Source organism: Collinsella sp. AF08-23 (genome assembly GCF_003479805.1).
Lineage (GTDB): Bacteria > Actinomycetota > Coriobacteriia > Coriobacteriales > Coriobacteriaceae > Collinsella.
In genome coordinates this window covers 20,098-37,014 of record NZ_QUHV01000011.1, presented here as the reverse complement: position 1 = coordinate 37,014, position 16,917 = coordinate 20,098, and the positions used below count along the sequence as shown (strand labels likewise).

15 protein-coding genes are annotated in these 16,917 nt (G+C 62.5%); 5 read left to right on the top strand and 10 right to left on the bottom strand.

The window, feature by feature from the left end; all coding sequences use genetic code 11:
• Window positions 1-242: 242 nt before the first annotated feature.
• Together DWV48_RS07010 and DWV48_RS07005 are read left to right on the top strand one after the other, a co-directional pair.
• Window positions 243-533, top strand: a complete 291-nt coding sequence (locus DWV48_RS07010; RefSeq protein WP_118654104.1) for an autorepressor SdpR family transcription factor — start codon at window positions 243-245, stop codon at window positions 531-533.
• The gene (locus DWV48_RS07005; RefSeq protein ID WP_233546215.1) at window positions 511-1,242 is read left to right on the top strand and encodes an SdpI family protein; all 732 of its coding nucleotides are present in this window, start codon (window positions 511-513) and stop codon (window positions 1,240-1,242) included. Before DWV48_RS07010 ends, DWV48_RS07005 begins: the two co-directional genes overlap by 23 nt.
• A 125-nt stretch (window positions 1,243-1,367) precedes the next feature.
• On the opposite strand, the gene DWV48_RS07000 is transcribed toward DWV48_RS07005, so the two are convergent.
• The 5 genes from DWV48_RS07000 to DWV48_RS06980 all read right to left on the bottom strand — a co-directional run bounded on the left by DWV48_RS07000 (window position 1,368) and on the right by DWV48_RS06980 (window position 7,658).
• Entirely contained in the window at window positions 1,368-1,673 is a 306-nt protein-coding gene (locus tag DWV48_RS07000; RefSeq protein ID WP_158574843.1) for a PTS sugar transporter subunit IIB, read from the bottom strand.
• A gap of 86 nt (window positions 1,674-1,759) precedes the next feature.
• Window positions 1,760-3,412 (bottom strand): galactoside ABC transporter permease, encoded by a 1,653-nt coding sequence (locus tag DWV48_RS06995; protein ID WP_118654102.1) that lies wholly within the window; start codon window positions 3,410-3,412, stop codon window positions 1,760-1,762.
• Window positions 3,413-3,424: 12 nt separating this feature from the next.
• Window positions 3,425-4,933, bottom strand: a complete 1,509-nt coding sequence (locus DWV48_RS06990) for a sugar ABC transporter ATP-binding protein (RefSeq protein ID WP_118654101.1) — start codon at window positions 4,931-4,933, stop codon at window positions 3,425-3,427.
• Window positions 4,934-5,119: 186 nt separating this feature from the next.
• Window positions 5,120-6,400, bottom strand: a complete 1,281-nt coding sequence (locus tag DWV48_RS06985) for a substrate-binding domain-containing protein (protein WP_199588918.1) — start codon at window positions 6,398-6,400, stop codon at window positions 5,120-5,122.
• Window positions 6,401-6,626: 226 nt separating this feature from the next.
• Complete coding sequence (locus DWV48_RS06980; RefSeq protein ID WP_118654100.1) at window positions 6,627-7,658, bottom strand: LacI family DNA-binding transcriptional regulator; 1,032 nt, start codon at window positions 7,656-7,658, stop codon at window positions 6,627-6,629.
• Between the two features lie 194 nt (window positions 7,659-7,852).
• On the opposite strand from DWV48_RS06980, the gene DWV48_RS06975 reads away from it, so the two are divergent.
• The 3 genes from DWV48_RS06975 to DWV48_RS06965 are packed head-to-tail and all read left to right on the top strand — an operon-like array spanning window position 7,853 to window position 11,802.
• Entirely contained in the window at window positions 7,853-8,929 is a 1,077-nt protein-coding gene (locus DWV48_RS06975) for an aldose epimerase family protein (RefSeq protein ID WP_118654099.1), read from the top strand.
• A 51-nt stretch (window positions 8,930-8,980) separates the two neighbouring features.
• Complete coding sequence (locus DWV48_RS06970; RefSeq protein ID WP_199588917.1) at window positions 8,981-10,195, top strand: galactokinase family protein; 1,215 nt, start codon at window positions 8,981-8,983, stop codon at window positions 10,193-10,195.
• Entirely contained in the window at window positions 10,186-11,802 is a 1,617-nt protein-coding gene (locus tag DWV48_RS06965; RefSeq protein ID WP_118654098.1) for a UDP-glucose--hexose-1-phosphate uridylyltransferase, read from the top strand. Before DWV48_RS06970 ends, DWV48_RS06965 begins: the two co-directional genes overlap by 10 nt.
• Before the next feature lie 133 nt (window positions 11,803-11,935).
• Here DWV48_RS06965 and DWV48_RS06960 read toward each other — a convergent pair whose 3' ends face one another.
• The 5 genes from DWV48_RS06960 to DWV48_RS06940 form a co-directional block, all read right to left on the bottom strand.
• Window positions 11,936-12,442 (bottom strand): hypothetical protein, encoded by a 507-nt coding sequence (locus DWV48_RS06960; RefSeq protein WP_118654097.1) that lies wholly within the window; start codon window positions 12,440-12,442, stop codon window positions 11,936-11,938.
• A gap of 203 nt (window positions 12,443-12,645) precedes the next feature.
• Window positions 12,646-13,440, bottom strand: coding sequence for an ABC transporter ATP-binding protein (locus DWV48_RS06955; protein ID WP_118654096.1), 795 nt, complete (start codon window positions 13,438-13,440; stop codon window positions 12,646-12,648).
• On the bottom strand, window positions 13,433-14,353 hold the full coding sequence (locus DWV48_RS06950) for an ABC transporter permease (RefSeq protein ID WP_118654095.1): 921 nt from the start codon (window positions 14,351-14,353) through the stop codon (window positions 13,433-13,435). The genes DWV48_RS06955 and DWV48_RS06950 overlap by 8 nt, the downstream gene beginning before the upstream one ends.
• A 110-nt stretch (window positions 14,354-14,463) precedes the next feature.
• On the bottom strand, window positions 14,464-15,495 hold the full coding sequence (locus DWV48_RS06945; RefSeq protein ID WP_118654094.1) for an ABC transporter substrate-binding protein: 1,032 nt from the start codon (window positions 15,493-15,495) through the stop codon (window positions 14,464-14,466).
• A 94-nt stretch (window positions 15,496-15,589) separates the two neighbouring features.
• A complete protein-coding gene (locus tag DWV48_RS06940; RefSeq protein ID WP_118654093.1) occupies window positions 15,590-16,588 on the bottom strand; it encodes an ABC transporter substrate-binding protein in 999 nt (332 codons plus the stop codon).
• Between the last annotated feature and the right edge of the window lie 329 nt (window positions 16,589-16,917).

Below are 16,917 nucleotides of genomic sequence, written 5' to 3'. Positions count from 1 at the left end.
TGATCCCAACGGAGCGCGGAAGCACCGATGCGCGCCTGCCCGTGCCGATGCGCGCCATGCTGCGCATCGGCACGGGCAGGCGCAGGCCCAGGCGGCGTTTTGCCACGATGGCGACCATCATCCGCCTCGCCCCAAAGAATGCACTTGACATTATATTTAGATAGATATCTAATCTTCTAATATCAACCAGGTGAAAGGCCGTCCACCTAACGGGTGGATCGACCCCAAGGATTGGAGGACCGATGGGAGGAGAGGCGTTCAAGGCGCTTGCCGACCCCACACGTAGGCGCATCCTCGAGTTGCTGCGCGGCGAAAATCTAACTGCGGGCGAGATCGCCACCCATTTCGACATGACGAAACCGTCCCTCAGCCACCACCTGAACTCACTCAAGGCAGCAGGCCTGGTCGAGGCACGTAGAGATGGCCAGAACATCATCTACAGCCTCGACACGACGGTATTGCAGGATCTGATGAGTTGGTTCTACACGTTCACCGATAGGAGAGATTCCGATGACCACCATGTCGAACGATAAAAGGGCGAACAAGCCCGGACACTCCACAAGCCCCCTGGGCCGCCGCACCCTCATTGCCTTGACGGCACTGTGCATCGTGAGCCTGCTGGGACATATCGCCCTGCTCCCCCACATGCCCGAGATGATTCCCACGCACTGGGACGCAGCCGGAACCGTCAACGGATGGACGGGGCGCACCGCGATTGTGGCCCTCGATGCGCTGCCCCTGCTATTCCTCTTCATGTTCCACATCATCCCGCGCATGGATCCGCGCGGCCAGGCGTACGAGCGCATGGGGTTGTTCTACACCGGGTTCGTCATCCTGTTCACGATCTTCATCGTCGCCATGACGTGGACCTCCGAACTCACCGTCTTCGGCATCTTGCCCGAATCGGGCAGCCCCATCGGGGCAGCGACGAGCATCGCGGTGGGAGTGGGCCTCATACTGCTCGGCAATTACATGCCCAAGATCAAGCGCAACTACACCTTTGGCGTAAGGACCCCATGGGCGTTGGATGACGATGACAACTGGCGTCTCACGCACCGCTTCTGTGGCATCGCGTACGTATTGGCCGGAATTGCGGTCGTCGGCGCGGGCGCACTCTCGCTCCAGCACGGAGAGATCGCCTTCTGGGTTTTGATGGCCGCGGTCCTGGGGGCGGGCATCGTGACGTACCTCTACAGCTTCCTCGTGTATCGCAACGGGAACAGGCCGCTTCGCACACGCTAAGGCACCCCGTGCACCTTGCGCCCTCCACCCCTTTGCGCCCCAACTGATATAGACAAGGCGGCGGTCCCGACAAACATCGGGGCCGCCGCCTCTTTCATCAGCTCACGTTTGCGCGTAGGCAGTGCCTATGCGTTTGACGCGAGCAGTTCGAGCGCCGCGTCGACGATTGCCGCAGCATCGGCACGCGCGTACACATCTGGGTCGATGCTCGCCAACGGAACGTCTGAAGCCTCCCGAATGCCGCTCTGGGCGAATGCGACCTGGGGGCTCAGCAGAATCGCGTCGGCCTCCGACAACCGCTCGACCAACACGTTAATTGGAAGGGCCTCCACCTCGAGCGGAAGCTCGCGCTTCGAGACCTCGAGTTCGATCTTCTGAACGAGCAGACCGGTAGTGACACCAGACGTGCAGCAAATGAATACCTTCTTCATGACATTCTCCATAGGCTCATGAAGCGCCGATACTCCGAGGGGCGATGGGGATCGCATCGACGGGGCAGGCACCCGGAGTCGGTCAACTACTTCTTGCGAACGTACTTCAGGCAGTCGAGCGTGACGGCGATAAGGATGATGACGCCGGAGAACACGAACTGCAGGTTGGTGTCGATACCGAGGATCGTGAGCGCATAGGTGAGTGCGGTGAAGATCAGAACACCCACGGTGACGCCGGAGATCTTACCGATACCACCGGTGAAGGAGATGCCGCCGACGACGCACGCGGCGATCGCGTCCATCTCCCAGCCCTGGCCATACGCAGCGGAGCCGGAGCCGACCATGCGGATGCACTCCAGCCAGGAGCCGAAGCCGTACAGCACGCCGGCAAGCAGGAAGGCACCGATGGAGACCGCGAAGACGTTGATGCCAGAGACGGCAGCGGCCTCGGGGTTACCACCGACGGCGAACATGTTCTTACCGAAGGTGGTCTTGTTCCAGATGAACCAGACGATGGCAATGGCGGCAATAGCCCACAGGATGATCGTGGGGAAGCCGTTGACCTTAGGCGTCACCATGCTGGGAATCGTAGGATCGATCGCGCCGAACGAAACACCCTTGGTAGCGTAGGTTACCAAGCCGAAGATGACCAGCATGTTGGCCATGGTGGACACGAACCAGTGCATCTTGAACCGCGCGGTGAAGAAGCCGGCGATCGCCGAGAAGAACGTGCACAGCGCCACGCAGACGACGAGTGCCATGACGATGCGACCCACCACCGGGATGCCGGAGAAGTCATATGCCACGCCGAAGATGGTACCGGTGTTGGGGCCCTGGTGCATGATGACCGTCGAGGCGACCATGCTCATACCCACCATACGACCGATGGACAGGTCGGTACCGGTCTGCAGGATGAGCCCCGCAACGCCGAGAGCCAAGAACATGCGGGGCGATGCCTGCTGCAGGATGTTGAGCAGGTTCTGCGGCGTGAGAAGGTTGGTGCCCTTCACGATGGGCGCCGCCACGCACAGGCCCGCGAACACCAGCAGAATGGCGATGTAGAGGCCGTTGTTCAGCAGGAAGTCGTGCGCGTTGAACGTGTAACGATAGGCTTCCCAGCGCTGGTCGAGCTTCTCGGCGAGCGTGAAGTGGCTCATACGGAGCAGGTCGATGAGGTGATAGCGATAGGCAGCGGCGTCGTGCTGGCGATCCTTGATGCGCTGCAGCTCAAGCTGGTAGGTCACCTTGGCATCGAACTGCTTGTTCTTGTAGACGTACTTCTCCTCCTTGGCCTCCTTGGCGTCGGAGGTTTTGGCCAGCAGCTGCTTGTGCTCGGCCTCGAGCTCAGCTAGGCGCTTCTGGTACTTCTCCTTCGCCACGACGCGCTCGGCCGCGCAGCTCTCTTTGACCGGCGTGAGGTATTCCTTGTCGTAGTGGGCCTTGAGGTATGCCTCGCCGTCGGCGATCAGCGTTGCCACCTGCTGCTTGCGGGAGCTCTCGACCTGCTTGGCCGCGTCCATCTCCTTCTGCAGCGCGGCGATCTTCTGCTCGCGCTCCTGCTTGGTGAGCAGGCGGTCGCTCTTGATCGCGTCGATGCTCGACTGCAGCGACAGAACCTTGGTGGTGCCGCTCGAGCGAAGCTCATCGATCTTGCTCTGGATACCGCTCATGTAGGTATCGATTGGTTGCAGGAGGGCTGTCTCCCCCTCAACCGTCAGGATCTTAGGTGTAGTTGCCATAGCTCCCCCTCGCTAGAGATACTTAGCACTCAGACGCAGGAGCTCTTCCTGGTCCGTGCTCTTGGTGTCAACGATGCCGGACAGACGGCCGTTGGACATAACGCCGATACGGTTGGTGATGCCCAGGATCTCGGGCATCTCGGAGGAGACGACGATGACCGTCGTGCCCTTCTTCGCCATGTCGATGATCAACTCGTAGATCTCGTACTTGGCGCCGACGTCGATGCCGCGCGTGGGCTCGTCCATAAGGAAGACCTGCGGATAGCGCTCAAGCCACTTGCCGAAGATGACCTTTTGCTGGTTACCACCGGACAGGCTGGAAATGAGATCGTCGGGCCCCATGCACTTCGTGTTCATGGTCTTGATCTCGCGGTTGGTGGCGCGCACCATCTTGTCGTTCGACAGGGCGGGGCCGTTCTTGTACTGCTCGAGGTTCGCGATCGTGGTGTTGAACGTGAGGTCGCTCTTGAGGAAGAGGCCGTTGGCCTTGCGCTCCTCGGTGATGAGGGCGAAGCCGTGATCCATGGCATCGCGGGCGTTGCTAAAGTTCATGAGGTGGTCGCGGAAATACACACGGCCGGCAGCGCGGGTGCGAATGCCGAAGATGGTCTCAAGCAGCTCGGTGCGGCCGGCGCCCACCAGGCCATACAAACCGAAGATCTCGCCGCGGCGCACGTCGAAGGTGATGTCCTGCAGGTGCGGGTCGAACTTCGTGGACAGGTTCTGGATCTTCAGAATGGGCTCGCCCGGCACGTTGTCAACCGGCGGGAAGCGGTTGTCGAGCGAACGGCCGACCATGGCCGAGATAAGCTCGTTCATGTTCGTCTCGCTGGTGGGCTTCGTCATCACGAGGTTGCCGTCGCGCAGCACCGAGACCTCATCGCAGATCTCGAAGATCTCATCCATCTTGTGCGAGATGTAGATGAGGGAGATGCCCTGCTCGCGAAGCTTGCGCATCATCTGGAAGAGCTTCTCCACCTCCTGCGCCATAAGCGACGAAGTGGGCTCATCAAGGACGATGACCTTGGCGTTGTACGAGATAGCTTTGGCGATCTCGACCATCTGGCGCTGGGACACCGACATGGTGCGCATGGGCTGGGTGAGGTTAACGGTCATGCCCAGGCGGCGGAACAGGTCGTTGGCCTCCTTGCGCATACGCGCCTCGTCGACGACGCCCATCTTGTTGACGGGATAACGGCCGAGGAACAAGTTGTCCACGACGTTGCGCTCCAGGCACTGGTTGAGCTCCTGGTGCACCATCGCGATGCCGTTTTCCAGCGCGTCCTTAGGTCCGGAGAAGCTGATCTCGCGACCGTCGAGCGTGATGGTGCCCTCGTCTTTTTGATAGGTGCCGAACAGGCACTTCATCATGGTCGACTTGCCGGCGCCGTTCTCGCCCATCAAGCCCATGATGCTACCGCGGCGCAGATCGAGGTTGATGTGATCCAAAACGCGGTTGCGCCCGAACGTCTTGCTCATCCCCTTGATGGAGAGGACGATATCTTGCTGTGATTCTGTCATGTAATCCCTCCCGGTATCTCTCGAAAGCCCGCCTCTCCAAAGACGGGATGTGCCGAAGGAAAGAGGAAAGGCGCCGCCGTGAAAAGTAGCCACATGCACCGGCGCCCTCATAAATCAGGGGGAAGAAGCGCCGCCTCTTCCCCCATGAGTCGCTACGAAACCGTGTTTGCAGCGCGGGTCAGCTGATTAGCCAAGCAAGGACGTGTACGAAGCGCCATTATCGGTCTTGACCATGTTGATGGCGAAGCCGTCGAAGGAGCTGGGATCGGCGAGCTTGTTGGTGATGGAGGACTCGGACTGGCCGTCGCCGCCAACGATCTCGAGGTCGAGGTTGAGGATGTCCTTGTACTTCTCGAGCAGGGGCTGATAGGTGGAGGACAGGAAGTTGTCGGCGGAGTTGTAGATGGACAGCCAGATCTTCTTGGACGGGCTATCATCCTCACTGAGCTGCTCTTGCGCGGTCTCGTACAGAGCGGTGGCGTCGGCGAACTTGTCGGCGTTGTCGGCCGTTACGGCAAGGTTCATGGCGTAGTAGGAGCGATCGTCCGCGCTGTACTTGAAGTCGTCGGCGGCGATCACGTTGCCAGCCTCGTCCTCCGTGCCAATGCCGGTGTCGATGTCGACGCCGTCGAGCACGTTGCGGATCAGGCGAAGGGTGAGGTAGGCCTGGACGGCCGGGTTCTGGGAAATCGTGCCGGCATAGCCCTCGGCGATTGCGGCGACGGCATCGGAGTTGGCGTCATAACCGAAGGTGGGAACCTTGTTCTCCTTGGACCAGGCGTTGAACATGGCCATGCCCATGCCGTCGTTGTTGGAGACGATGACGTCGATCTGATCGCCGAAGGAGGAAGCCCAAGTGGAGATCGCGTTACCGGCGGTGGGGGCGTCCCACGTGGCGCCGGCGGTGGTCTTCATCTCCTGCGAGGCGAGCTCGCGGACGGTGTAGGTCTTACCGTCGACCTCGAGGGTGCCGTCCTTGACCACGGTAGCAGAGCCATCGGTGTTGGTACCGGCGGCGTCGGACACGATGGCGCCGTCCTTCTCGACCGCGGTGCCCAGCGCCTTACGGCAACCACGGGTACGAGCGATGGAGTCGTTGTGGCCCACGTCGCCGATGGCGAGGACGTAACCGATGATACCGTCGCCGTTGCGATCGATCTCGTCGATGTGGGCCTTGATGTAGTCGACGATCATGGTGCCCTCGAGCTCGCCGCCCTGGTTGGCGTCGAAGCCGACGTAGTAGGTGTTCTTGTTGTAGTTGAGCGTGGTCATGTCCAGCTCACCGGTGGAGCTGTTGGAAGGCTGGCGGTTGTAGAAGATGACCGGCTTGTCGGTGCCGGAGGCAGCGGGCTCGCTACCAGCGGGGGCATCGGAGCCACCACCGCAGCCAACGAGGGCGCCGGCGCCCATGGCGCCCATGAGGCCCAGACCGCCGACCTGCAGGAACTGACGACGTGAAACTTGCATTGAAACGCTCCTTTCATGCGATGGGACATCGCATTGGACCACGCCATGCGCTGGTTGCGCATGGCGACCCGGCGTCCCCTTCTCTTGGACACGCCGTGTCTCGTGCTTGTGGTAACGTTAACACCGCAAGGGCATACGCACCTCCCTTGCCCGTCTCATATCGCCAGAAGGTCTGTTTTTCTACGTGGACGGTTTTTGGATGCCGGAGGCGGAACCGTCGGCGCGCCTAGGGGCGAGGCGCCACTGTCGAACGACGCACCAGCTCACCGGGTATGCGCACCGCCTCTATGGGCGCATCGACCGAACCCATGGCGTGTTCGAACACCAATCGGCCGCGTTCCCTCAAATCAAAGCGAACCGTCGTCAACTCCACATGGGGGATCATGCTCCTGAGCGAATCGTCGATGCCCACCACGCTCACATCCTCCGGGACGCGGCGCCCCGCCTCGCGCAGGGCCGCGATGACGCCAACCGCCATCTGGTCGTTCGCAACGTACACGGCGGTCATGGTGCGATCGGCAACAAGGGCGCGCCCGACTTCGTAGCCGCTGTCGGCCGTCCAGTCACCGCGCAGGGGCGCCACGGGCTCGATCCCGCGAGACGCGAGCGCATCGCGCCATCCCGCCTCGCGAAATTTGCTGTCGATGGAAAAGGCAGGGCCGCCCACGAAGCGAATCTGCTCGTGACCATACTCGAATAGATGGTCCATCACGAGCTTGGAGCAACCGTAATGGTCGGAATCGACCGTCGTCACGCGCGGGTGCGCGCACATGGTCACGATGACGGTGTTCATACCCGGCTGAGGATCGAACGTCTCGAAATCGGGCGCCATGCGGCTCATGCCGATGATCATCGCGTCGACGGGCAGGGCGGCCATGCGACGCGAGGCGTCCTCCAGCGAGAAGGCAGACCTCTCATCCATCTCCACCATCGTCACCGCGCATCCCTGGGCGCATGCCGCCGCCAGGATGCCGTCAAGCATGGTGAGGTTGCCCACCTGCGTGACATCGTATGCGCACAGGCCCACCGCGCGATAGCACCCCCCTCGCAGCGACCTGCCCGCGTAGTTGGGCCTGAACCCCAGCTCTCGCATCGCCTCAAGGACCATCGTCCGGGTCTTCTCGCTCACGTTCGGCGCCCCATTCACCACGCGGGATACGGTCTGCTGGGAGACCCCGGCGGCGGCGGCGACATCGGACATGGAGACGTTGCGCCCCGCGCGCTGCGTGGCGCCCAGGGTCACTTCCCGATCGACCATCGAATATCCTCCCATCAACGTGCACCCCCGTTCTCGGTGGATTCGTTCGACCGTTCACGCCGCGAAATCGACCAAATGGGGTATATCGCGTGATTTTACTTATGAGTACGTTAACATTGTTTTCGGCGCACTCATGCGTCTTTTTCGCGCTCACCCGCCGAAAACAGCGTCTTTCGTCTTGCAAGGAGGTCGGTATGATCGAAGCCGAACCGTTCGGCACCCTACCCACCGGGGAGGACGTGCACGTCTACACGCTACGAGTGGGGGAAGCCTCCGTATCGATCATGGATTTCGGAGCGACCATCTTGTCCGTCCGTGTTCCCGATGCCTCGGGATCCATCGCGGACATTGTCCTCGGATTCGGCTCCATAGACGGCTATCTCGACAATCCCGCCTGTTATGGGGCGACCATCGGGCCCATCGCGAACCGCACCGACCGCGCCGAGGTCCCCTTGGGTGAAGCCCTGTACCACCTGCCCGCCAACGATGGCCCGGAACACGCCAACAACTTGCACTCCGACCTCGACACCGGCCTGCACAAGCGCCTTTGGGAGGCGCGCGCGCTCGATGCCGACAACGCCCTGGCACTCACCTGCCACCTCGCCGACGGCGAGATCGGACTACCGGGTAATCGCACCTTCACCGTGACCTACCGGCTCTCTCTCGAAGACGACGGGTCCATCGCCCTCGAGGTATCGCATCAATGCGATACCGATGCCGAGACGGTCGTCAACATGACGAACCACAGCTACTTCAACCTGGCCGGGCACGACAGCGGGCAGGTCGACGACCAGCTCGTCCGCATCGACGCCAACTCGTACCTGCCCGTGCGCGAAGACAGCGTGTCTACCGGCGAGGTGCTCGACGTCACCGGAACTCCCTTCGATTTCCGCAAGATGCACCAGTTGGGCGAGCTTATAACCCAAGTCGACGAACAGCTCCGCCGCGCGCGCGGATACGATCACTGCCTCTGCATCGACGGATTCGAACGCGGCGCGGCACCGCGACACGCGCTTCACGCCGAGGACCCGACGAGTGGACGGACGCTCGACGTCGCCATAACCGCTCCAGGTGCCCATCTCTACACCGGCAACTGGCTCGACGATGCGCAGGCGAAGGACGGCGCGTCGTACACGCCGCGCTGCGGCTTCGCCTTCGAGCCCGAGTATTATCCCGACGCGGTGCATCATCCCGCATGGGACCAGCCCGTCTGCACGCCAAACGCACCCTATCGGGAGCGCATCGTCTACCGCTTCTCGACCACCCGCTAATCACCGCAACACGCCACGATACGCGCGGCGAACGGATAGGAGGATCAAACCATGACAACCATCACCCGCACTCAGGCGCTCGACAAAGCTCGCGAGCTGTACGAGGCAGAGTTCGGCCCCATCCCTGCCGACGCCCACGTGCTCGCCATCCACGCACCCGGACGCTCGGAGATCTCGGGCAATCACACCGACCACGAGGGCGGGCATGTGATCGCCGGTGCACTCGACGTCTCGGTGGACGGCATCGCCGTGGCAAACGGCACCAACACGGTCCGCATCGCAGACGAGGGGTATCCCACGTTCAGCATCGAGCTCGACGACCTTGACGTGCGCGAAGACGAGGTCGGCACCTCCGCCAGCCTCGTGCGTGGCATGGCTCATGAGATCGCCGCGCACGGTGGCACCCCGGCGGGCTTCGACTTCGCCTTCGTATGCACCGTTCCCTCCGGCGGCGGCCTGTCCAGCTCCGCGGCGGTCGAGGCGGCATACGGACGGGCCATGGAGGCTCTCTGGGAAGCGCCCGCAGTCGATCCCGTCACGCTGGCGCAAATGAGCCAGCGCACCGAGAACAACTACTACGGCAAGCCGTGTGGCCTCATGGACCAGGCCGCCGTGTGCCTGGGCGGGCTCTCATTCATGGACTTCGAGAACGCCCGACCCGCCACCGAAAAACTCGCTCTCGCCTTCGAGGACTACGGCTACTCCCTCGTTTTGGTGAAAGTCGGAGCAGACCACACCGACCTCACCCATGAGTACGCCGCCACCCCCGCCGAGATGCAGGCGGTCGCCGCAGAGCTCGGCCATACGCGCCTGTGCGAGGTTGACCCCGCCGATTTCGATGCCGCCGTGCCGGCACTCCGCGAGAAGCTCGGGGATCGCGCCGTGCTGCGCGCCATTCACTACTGGTACGAGAACGACCTCGTTGACAAACGCTGGGCAGCCCTGAAGAACGGGGACATCGACGCCTTCCTCGCCTACACGCGCCAGTCGGGCGCAAGCTCCGCCATGTACCTGCAAAACGTCTCCCCCTCCGGCGTTGACGTGCGCGAGCAGCACGCCATGCTCGCCCTGGGCCTGGCAGAGCACATCCTGAACGGACGCGGCGCAGTGCGTATTCACGGCGGCGGGTTCGGCGGCTCCATCCAGTGCTTCGTCCCCGTCGAGCTGGCCGCCGAGTTCTGCCAGCGCATAGATGCATGGCTGGGAGAGGGCTCCTGCCGCACCTACGCCATCACCGAGGACGGTGCTTCCGCAACATGGCTGTAACCGACACCCCCACATGCGACGAGCACGAGCAGGTAAGGTGTGCGCTCGAGCAGATGACTCTATATGCGATCGACTGCGGCATCATCGATGCGCAAGATCGCCGCTGGGCATACAACGAGCTCCTCGATGCCATGGGAGCCGAAGGACCTGCGCCGAGCACGGCCTGGGAAGCGGGAACCGAAACGTTCGATGAGGACTCGTTCGACTTGGATGACGCGCTCGCCGTGCTGTCCGAGGTCGCCGTGGCCAACGGAAGGTTCGAGGACAGTGCGGGCGGGCGAGACCGCGCTTCGATGGCAATCATGGGGCGGCTCACTCCGCGTCCCTCCGACATCGCCCGCTCATTCGAAAACCTTCGCCGGGAAAAGGGAGCGTTGGACGCCACCAATTGGTTCTACCGTCTGTGCTGCGACGTCGGATACGTGCGCCGCTCGGCGATCGCCCGCAATATCGAGTGGACCTCTCCGACACGGTGGGGTGAACTCGAGATCACCATCAACCTTTCCAAGCCCGAGAAGGACCCGCGCGACATCGCTGCCGCCCTCACGCGCGCTGACGATGCCGAGCCCTATCCCGCCTGCCAGCTGTGCATGTCCAACGAGGGATACGCAGGACGGGCGGCTGCAAGCCCTCAGGGCGCGCATCCGGCGCGACAGAATCTCCGCATCGTCCCCATCGAGCTCGGAGATGAAACGTGGGGGCTCCAATACAGCCCCTACGCGTATTTCACTGAGCACTGCATCGCGATGAGCCAAGAGCACCGTCCCATGCACGTGGACCGTGAGAACATCGCACGCTTGCTGGACTTCGTCGATACGCTGCCCCACTACTTCGTGGGATCCAACGCCGATCTTCCCATCGTGGGCGGATCGATCCTCACGCACGATCACTTCCAAGGCGGGCGCCACGTGTTCCCAATGATGCGGGCACAGGTCGAATGCACATTCACCATGCCGGGATTCAACGATGTCCGCGGCGAGGTGCTCCAGTGGCCCATGAGCGTCTTGCGGCTCTCATGCGAATCGCGCGACCGCGTGCTCGATGCCGCCGCCCACGTCTTGGAGGTATGGCGCGGTCACGCGGATGCGTCATGCGGTATCGTGCCACGCGATCCAGAAGGGACGCCTCACAACACGGTGACGCCGGTTGCCACGAGGGAAAACGGGAACTACACGCTCTACCTCGCGCTGCGTTGCAACATCGCTACCGACGAGCATCCCCTTGGCGTGTTCCATCCCCATGCGGACAAACATCACATCAAGAAGGAGAACATCGGCCTCATCGAGGTCATGGGCTTGGCGATTCTGCCTCCTCGCTTGGTTGACGAGCTCGCATGCGTCAAGGACGTGTTGTTGGCAGCGCGGGCAACTAACGAGGATGAAGCGACGCTCCTCATGCACCTTGAGGCCAACGATCGCACCGCCCCGCATGCCGAATGGGCGACCGAGGTGGCGCGACGTCATCCGGACCTCACGCGCGAGAACGCTCAGCGCGTCCTGCGCGACGAGGTCGCCGCAGTGTTTGCGGGCGTACTTGAAGACGCCGGTGTATTCAAGTGGAACGACACGGGCCGCGCCGGATTGCAGCGCTTCATCAGCGCGCTCTAGGAAATAGCGGACATCGCATCGTCTTTACATGCATTGAGCGGGCACGTCTTGAACGTGTCCGCTCATTTGTTCTAGCCTCACTCGGTCACTACGCGACGTTCGCCCGGTTCACACACGCCCGTACAAGAACCAGTTACATGGCGTTCGCCGGTGCATCCGCCGCCATGATGCTGCGCGCGACGATGCACATGACCATCAGTTCATCCATGTGCTCTGAGATCTTCACGTTCAGCTCGTATGTGTCATTTCGCTCCATGGGGACTTGCCTCGCCTCCACGTAGGCCCTGCCGTCCGCGTCACGCACCTCGAAGCGGTTCGTCCAACCGCGCGTCATCACGACCTGCCAATCCGCGCCCTCGACGGTGAGATAGCTCTCGACCGTACTGGCAGGCGTGCGGAACTTGCGCTTGATATCGAACGTGTGCCCATCAGCCATGACGATGTGATGCGCGCGGTCCTTGGCGTCAAGGCGTGCGGTCGTGATAGTGGCAAGCTCGCGGCACTCGGCGTCTTTGAGGCGCGTGAGGCGCGGCGAGGAGAGCGGGTCGGTGTCCGCACAATAGACGACCTCCTTATCTGTCGTGCTCACCTCCACCTCGCTGTGAACGCTCAAGAGCTTCGCCTTAATCCGCAGCTTCATGGTGTACCCCTTCCATACCAGCGCATTGGAATTGTGCTTTCTCAGCCTTGTACCCACAATCCCCGCTTAAGAAAAATGCCTATGGCTTCCTTCCTATTCAACCCGGTCAAACGGAAGGAAGCCATAGGCAATGTGCGTGTGGACATAGGCGATGTCGGCGCGGGCTACGGCGCCGCACCGGATGCCAGGACGCCAGGACGTTCCTAGCTCAGCAGCATGCGGTCGTTGGCGAGCTCGCCGCCGCTGACCTCCTCAAACTTCTGCAGCAGGTCGGGCACGGTCAGGGCGCGCTTCTCATCGCCGGCGACATCGTAGATCACGCGGCCCTCATGCATCATGATGAGGCGGTTTCCCAGACGGATGGCGTCGTTCATGTTGTGCGTCACCATAAGGGTGGTGAGCTTGCGCTCGCCGACGATCTGTTCGGTGAGCTCGAGCACCTTAGCAGCCGTCTTGGGGTCGAGCGCCGCGGTGTGCTCGTCGAGCAGCAGCACGCGCGGGTTGGTGAGCGTGGCCATGAGCAGCGTGAGTGCCTGTCGCTGGCCACCGGACAACAGGCCCACCTTGGCCTGCATGCGAGTCTCGAGGCCCAGATCGAGCTTTTTGAGCAGCTCGGCGTACTCCTCACGCTCGGCGCGGGTGATACCCCAGCGAAGCGTGCGGCGCTGGCCGCGGCGCTTGGCGAGGGCGAGGTTCTCCTCGATCTGCATGTCGGCGGCGGTGCCGCGCATGGGATCCTGGAACACACGGCCCAAGTACTTGGCGCGCTTGGGCTCAGAGAGGCGGGAGATGTCCTCGCCGTCGAGCTCAACCGTACCGGAATCCAGCGGGTAGACGCCCGCGATCATGTTGAGCAGGGTGGACTTGCCCGCACCGTTACCGCCGATGACGGTGACGAAATCGCCGTCGGCAAGCGTGAGGTCGACGCCCGTGAGGGCGCGCTTCTCGGTAACGGTTCCGCGGTTGAAGGTCTTCTTGACGTGGGACAGCTTAAGCATCTGCCTCACCACCCTTCGAGTAGCTCGCGCGCAGCTTGAACCTCTCCCATACCACGGGCACGCACAGGGCGAGCGCGACGATGATGGCGGAGAGCAGCTTCATGTCATTGGCGTCCATGCCCATCTGGAGAACGATGGCGCGGATGAGGAAGTAGACCACGGATCCCGCCACGGCGGAGACCAGACGACTCTTGAAGCCGGTGAGCTTGCCGGGAGTGAGGCGGCCGAGCACCTCGCCGATGACGATGGCGGCGAGGCCGATGACGATGGCGCCCGTGCCCATGCCGATGTCGGCGTACTTCTGGCTCTGGCAGATGAGGCCTCCAGAGAGGCCCACCAGCGCGTTGGAGAGCATGAGGGCGATCATCTTGGTCTTGGCGGTGGACACGCCAAGCGCGCGGATCATGTCCTCGTTGTTGCCGGTGGCGCGCAGGGCGCTGCCGATCTCGGTGCCGAAGAACCAGTACAGCAGGGCGATGATGAGGACCGCCACAATAAGGCCCACGATGATGGAGCCGGCGTTGATGGAGAGGCCCGTCGCCTCCGTCATGCGGGAGAAGATCGTGTCATGCTGCAGCAGGGGCGTGTTGGACTTGCCCATAATACGCAGGTTGACCGACCACAGGGCGATCTGCGTGAGGATACCGGCGAGGATGGCGGGAATCTCGAACACGGTGTGCAAAAAGCCCGTGACCGCACCGGCGAGCATACCGGCGAGCATCGCGGCGACAATCGCGATGAGGGGGTCGACACCGGCGACTACAAGCACGGCGCAGACGCTTCCGCCGAGCGCGAAGCTGCCGTCAACCGTAAGGTCCGCGATATCGAGCAGCTTGTAGGTGATGAACACACCAAGGACCATGATGCCCCAGAGAATGCCCTGGGAGACGGCGCCGAGTAGAGCACCACTCATGTTGTCCCTCCTTCAAATCGAGCCAAATGAACCCCGACGGAGGTGTTCGCCGGGGTTCATCGCTTATGCGACAGATATAGATGCGCAGGTCAGTGTACCATGCGCACGCCCTATGCGCTCACGTCGGTACCGCCGGCGTCGGCGAGGGAGCTCACGTCGATGCCGAGCTGGTCGGCGGTCTTCTGGTTGTAGACCAGGTCGCACTCGTCGGCGGTCATGGTCTCAATGGGCATCTCGGCCGGGTTGGCGTCCTCGGTGAGAATGCGCACGGCCATCTCGCCCGCACGGCGGCCGAGCTCCTCGTAGTTGATCGACACGCTCGCCAAGCCACCCGCCTCGACATGGGCGACCTCACCGCACACCGTGGGAACCTTATTCTCATTGGCGATGGAGGCGATCACGGTCATGGCCGAGGCGATGGTGTTGTCCGTGGGCGTGTAAATCGCGTCGACCTTGCCCATCATGGACTCGACCACCTGCTGGACCTCGTTGGAGCTGGAGGCGGTGTACTCGACACCTTCCAGGCCGAGCTCATCGAGTTGTTCGGCGGCGAGGTCGATCTGGATCTTGGAATTTGACTCGGCAGTGCAGTAGAGCAGGCCGACCTTCTTGGCGTCGGGGACCAACTGGTGAAGCAGGTCGATTTGGTCGGCAACGGGATTCATATCGGAAGTACCGGTGACGTTGCCGCCCGGGGCGTCGTTGTCCTCGACCAGCCCAGAGGCGGCGAAGTCGGTGATGGCAGTGCAGACGATGGGAATGTCGGAGGTTGCACCCGCGACCGCCTGGGCGGCAGGCGTGGCGATAGCGAGGATCAGATCGCAATTCTCATTCACGAGCGTGCTCGCGATGGTCTGGCAAGCGGACTGGTCGTTCTGCGCATTCTGCTGGTTGATCTTGGCGTTGATGTCGGCAGCTTCGATCGCCTCGACAAAGCCCTTGTTAGCGGCATCGAGCGCCGGGTGCTCAGTGAGCTGCAGAACACCGATCTTGTACGAGGCCGCCTTGGCATCGGAAGATCCGGCCTCGCCGGCAGAATCGCCGCCGCAGCCGGAAAGGCCAAGGCCGCCCGCCACGGCACATGCGGAGGCGCAGGCAACGCCCTTCGCGAACGAACGGCGGGAACAGGTCATATCAGTCATGAGATTCTCCTAACGCGCCCGGAAGGAGGCGCGGCGTGGTTGAGGGAAACGACGAGGATCGAGGCGCGCACGGCGCCGTATCCCGGGCAATCGCTTAGACGATCTGGGCATCCTCGAGGGTCGAGATATCGATGGCAAGCGCGTCGGCAGTCGCCTGGTTCACGATGAGCTGGCACTCCTCGCTCGACAGGTACTCGATGGGCATGCTGGCGGGATCGGCGTCCTCGGTGAGGATCTTCACGGCCATCTCGCCCGCCTTATAGCCCAAGTCGTAATAGTTGATGCTATACGACGCCAGCCCTCCATCCTCGACCATGGTGTCGCATCCTACGATGACGGGGAGCTTATTCTCATTGGCGACCATGGAGACAGTCGCCATGCCCGCGGCGATGGTGTTGTCGGTGGGAGCGTAGATCGCGTCGACCTTACCGACCATGGATTCGACCATCTGCTGGATCTCGTTGGAGGAAGAAATGGAGTAACGCTCATGCGCAAGACCCGCGTCGTCAAGAGCCTCCTCGGCGAGTTGCACCTGCACCTCGGAATTGGACTCGGCGGAGCAGTAGAGGATGCCCACGGTCTTGGCATTGGGCAGCAACTGGTGAAGCAGGTCGATCTGGTCGGCGACGGGGGTGAGGTCCGACGTGCCGGTGACGTTGCCGCCGGGAGCGTCGTTGGACTCCACGAGGCCGCCCTCCGCGTAGTCGGTGATGGCGGACCCCACGATGGGGATCTCGGTGGTGGCGCCGGCGACCGCCTGGGCGGCAGGTGTGGCGATGGCGAAGATCAGGTCGTCACCGTCGTTCACGAGCTTGCTCGCGATGGTCTGGCAGGCGGACTGGTCGTTCTGGGCGTTCTGCTGGTCAATCTTGGCGTCGATGCCCGACTTTTCGATGGCAGCCACGAAGCCCTCGTTGGTCTGGTCGAGCGCGCCGTGCTCGGTGAGCTGCAGCACGCCGATCTTGTAGGAGTCCTTGGAGGAGGCGCCGCCGCCTGGGACGGCTTTGCCGTCATCGCCACAGCCCGCAAGCGCACTCGCGGCAAAAAAGCCCGCTCCGAGGGTGATAAGGTTCCTGCGCGAGATACTCAGCATGGCGATCAACTCCGTTTCGCTGTTCCGGGCGCCCGCCAAGATGCCGGCGACGCCGTGTTTGATAAGGCGCTTTACCGTATAAAAGCACGCAAGGGATATACTAACGTGCCCCCGCGCCGCGCTCAAACTCGTTACAGACGTGTAACACGACGGGGGCTTGATGCCCAGCCGACGAGCCGGCGCTGCCGCCGAAGCGTCGCGGCCGCCGAGGTCTCGCGGGACCCGAGGTCTCGCGGCCGGCACGGCACCACAGCCGTCGCATGCGAAGAGAGGGTAACAATGTCGAAAACAAGCCGCAAAACCGGCAGGATTTTCGACATTGTTACCCT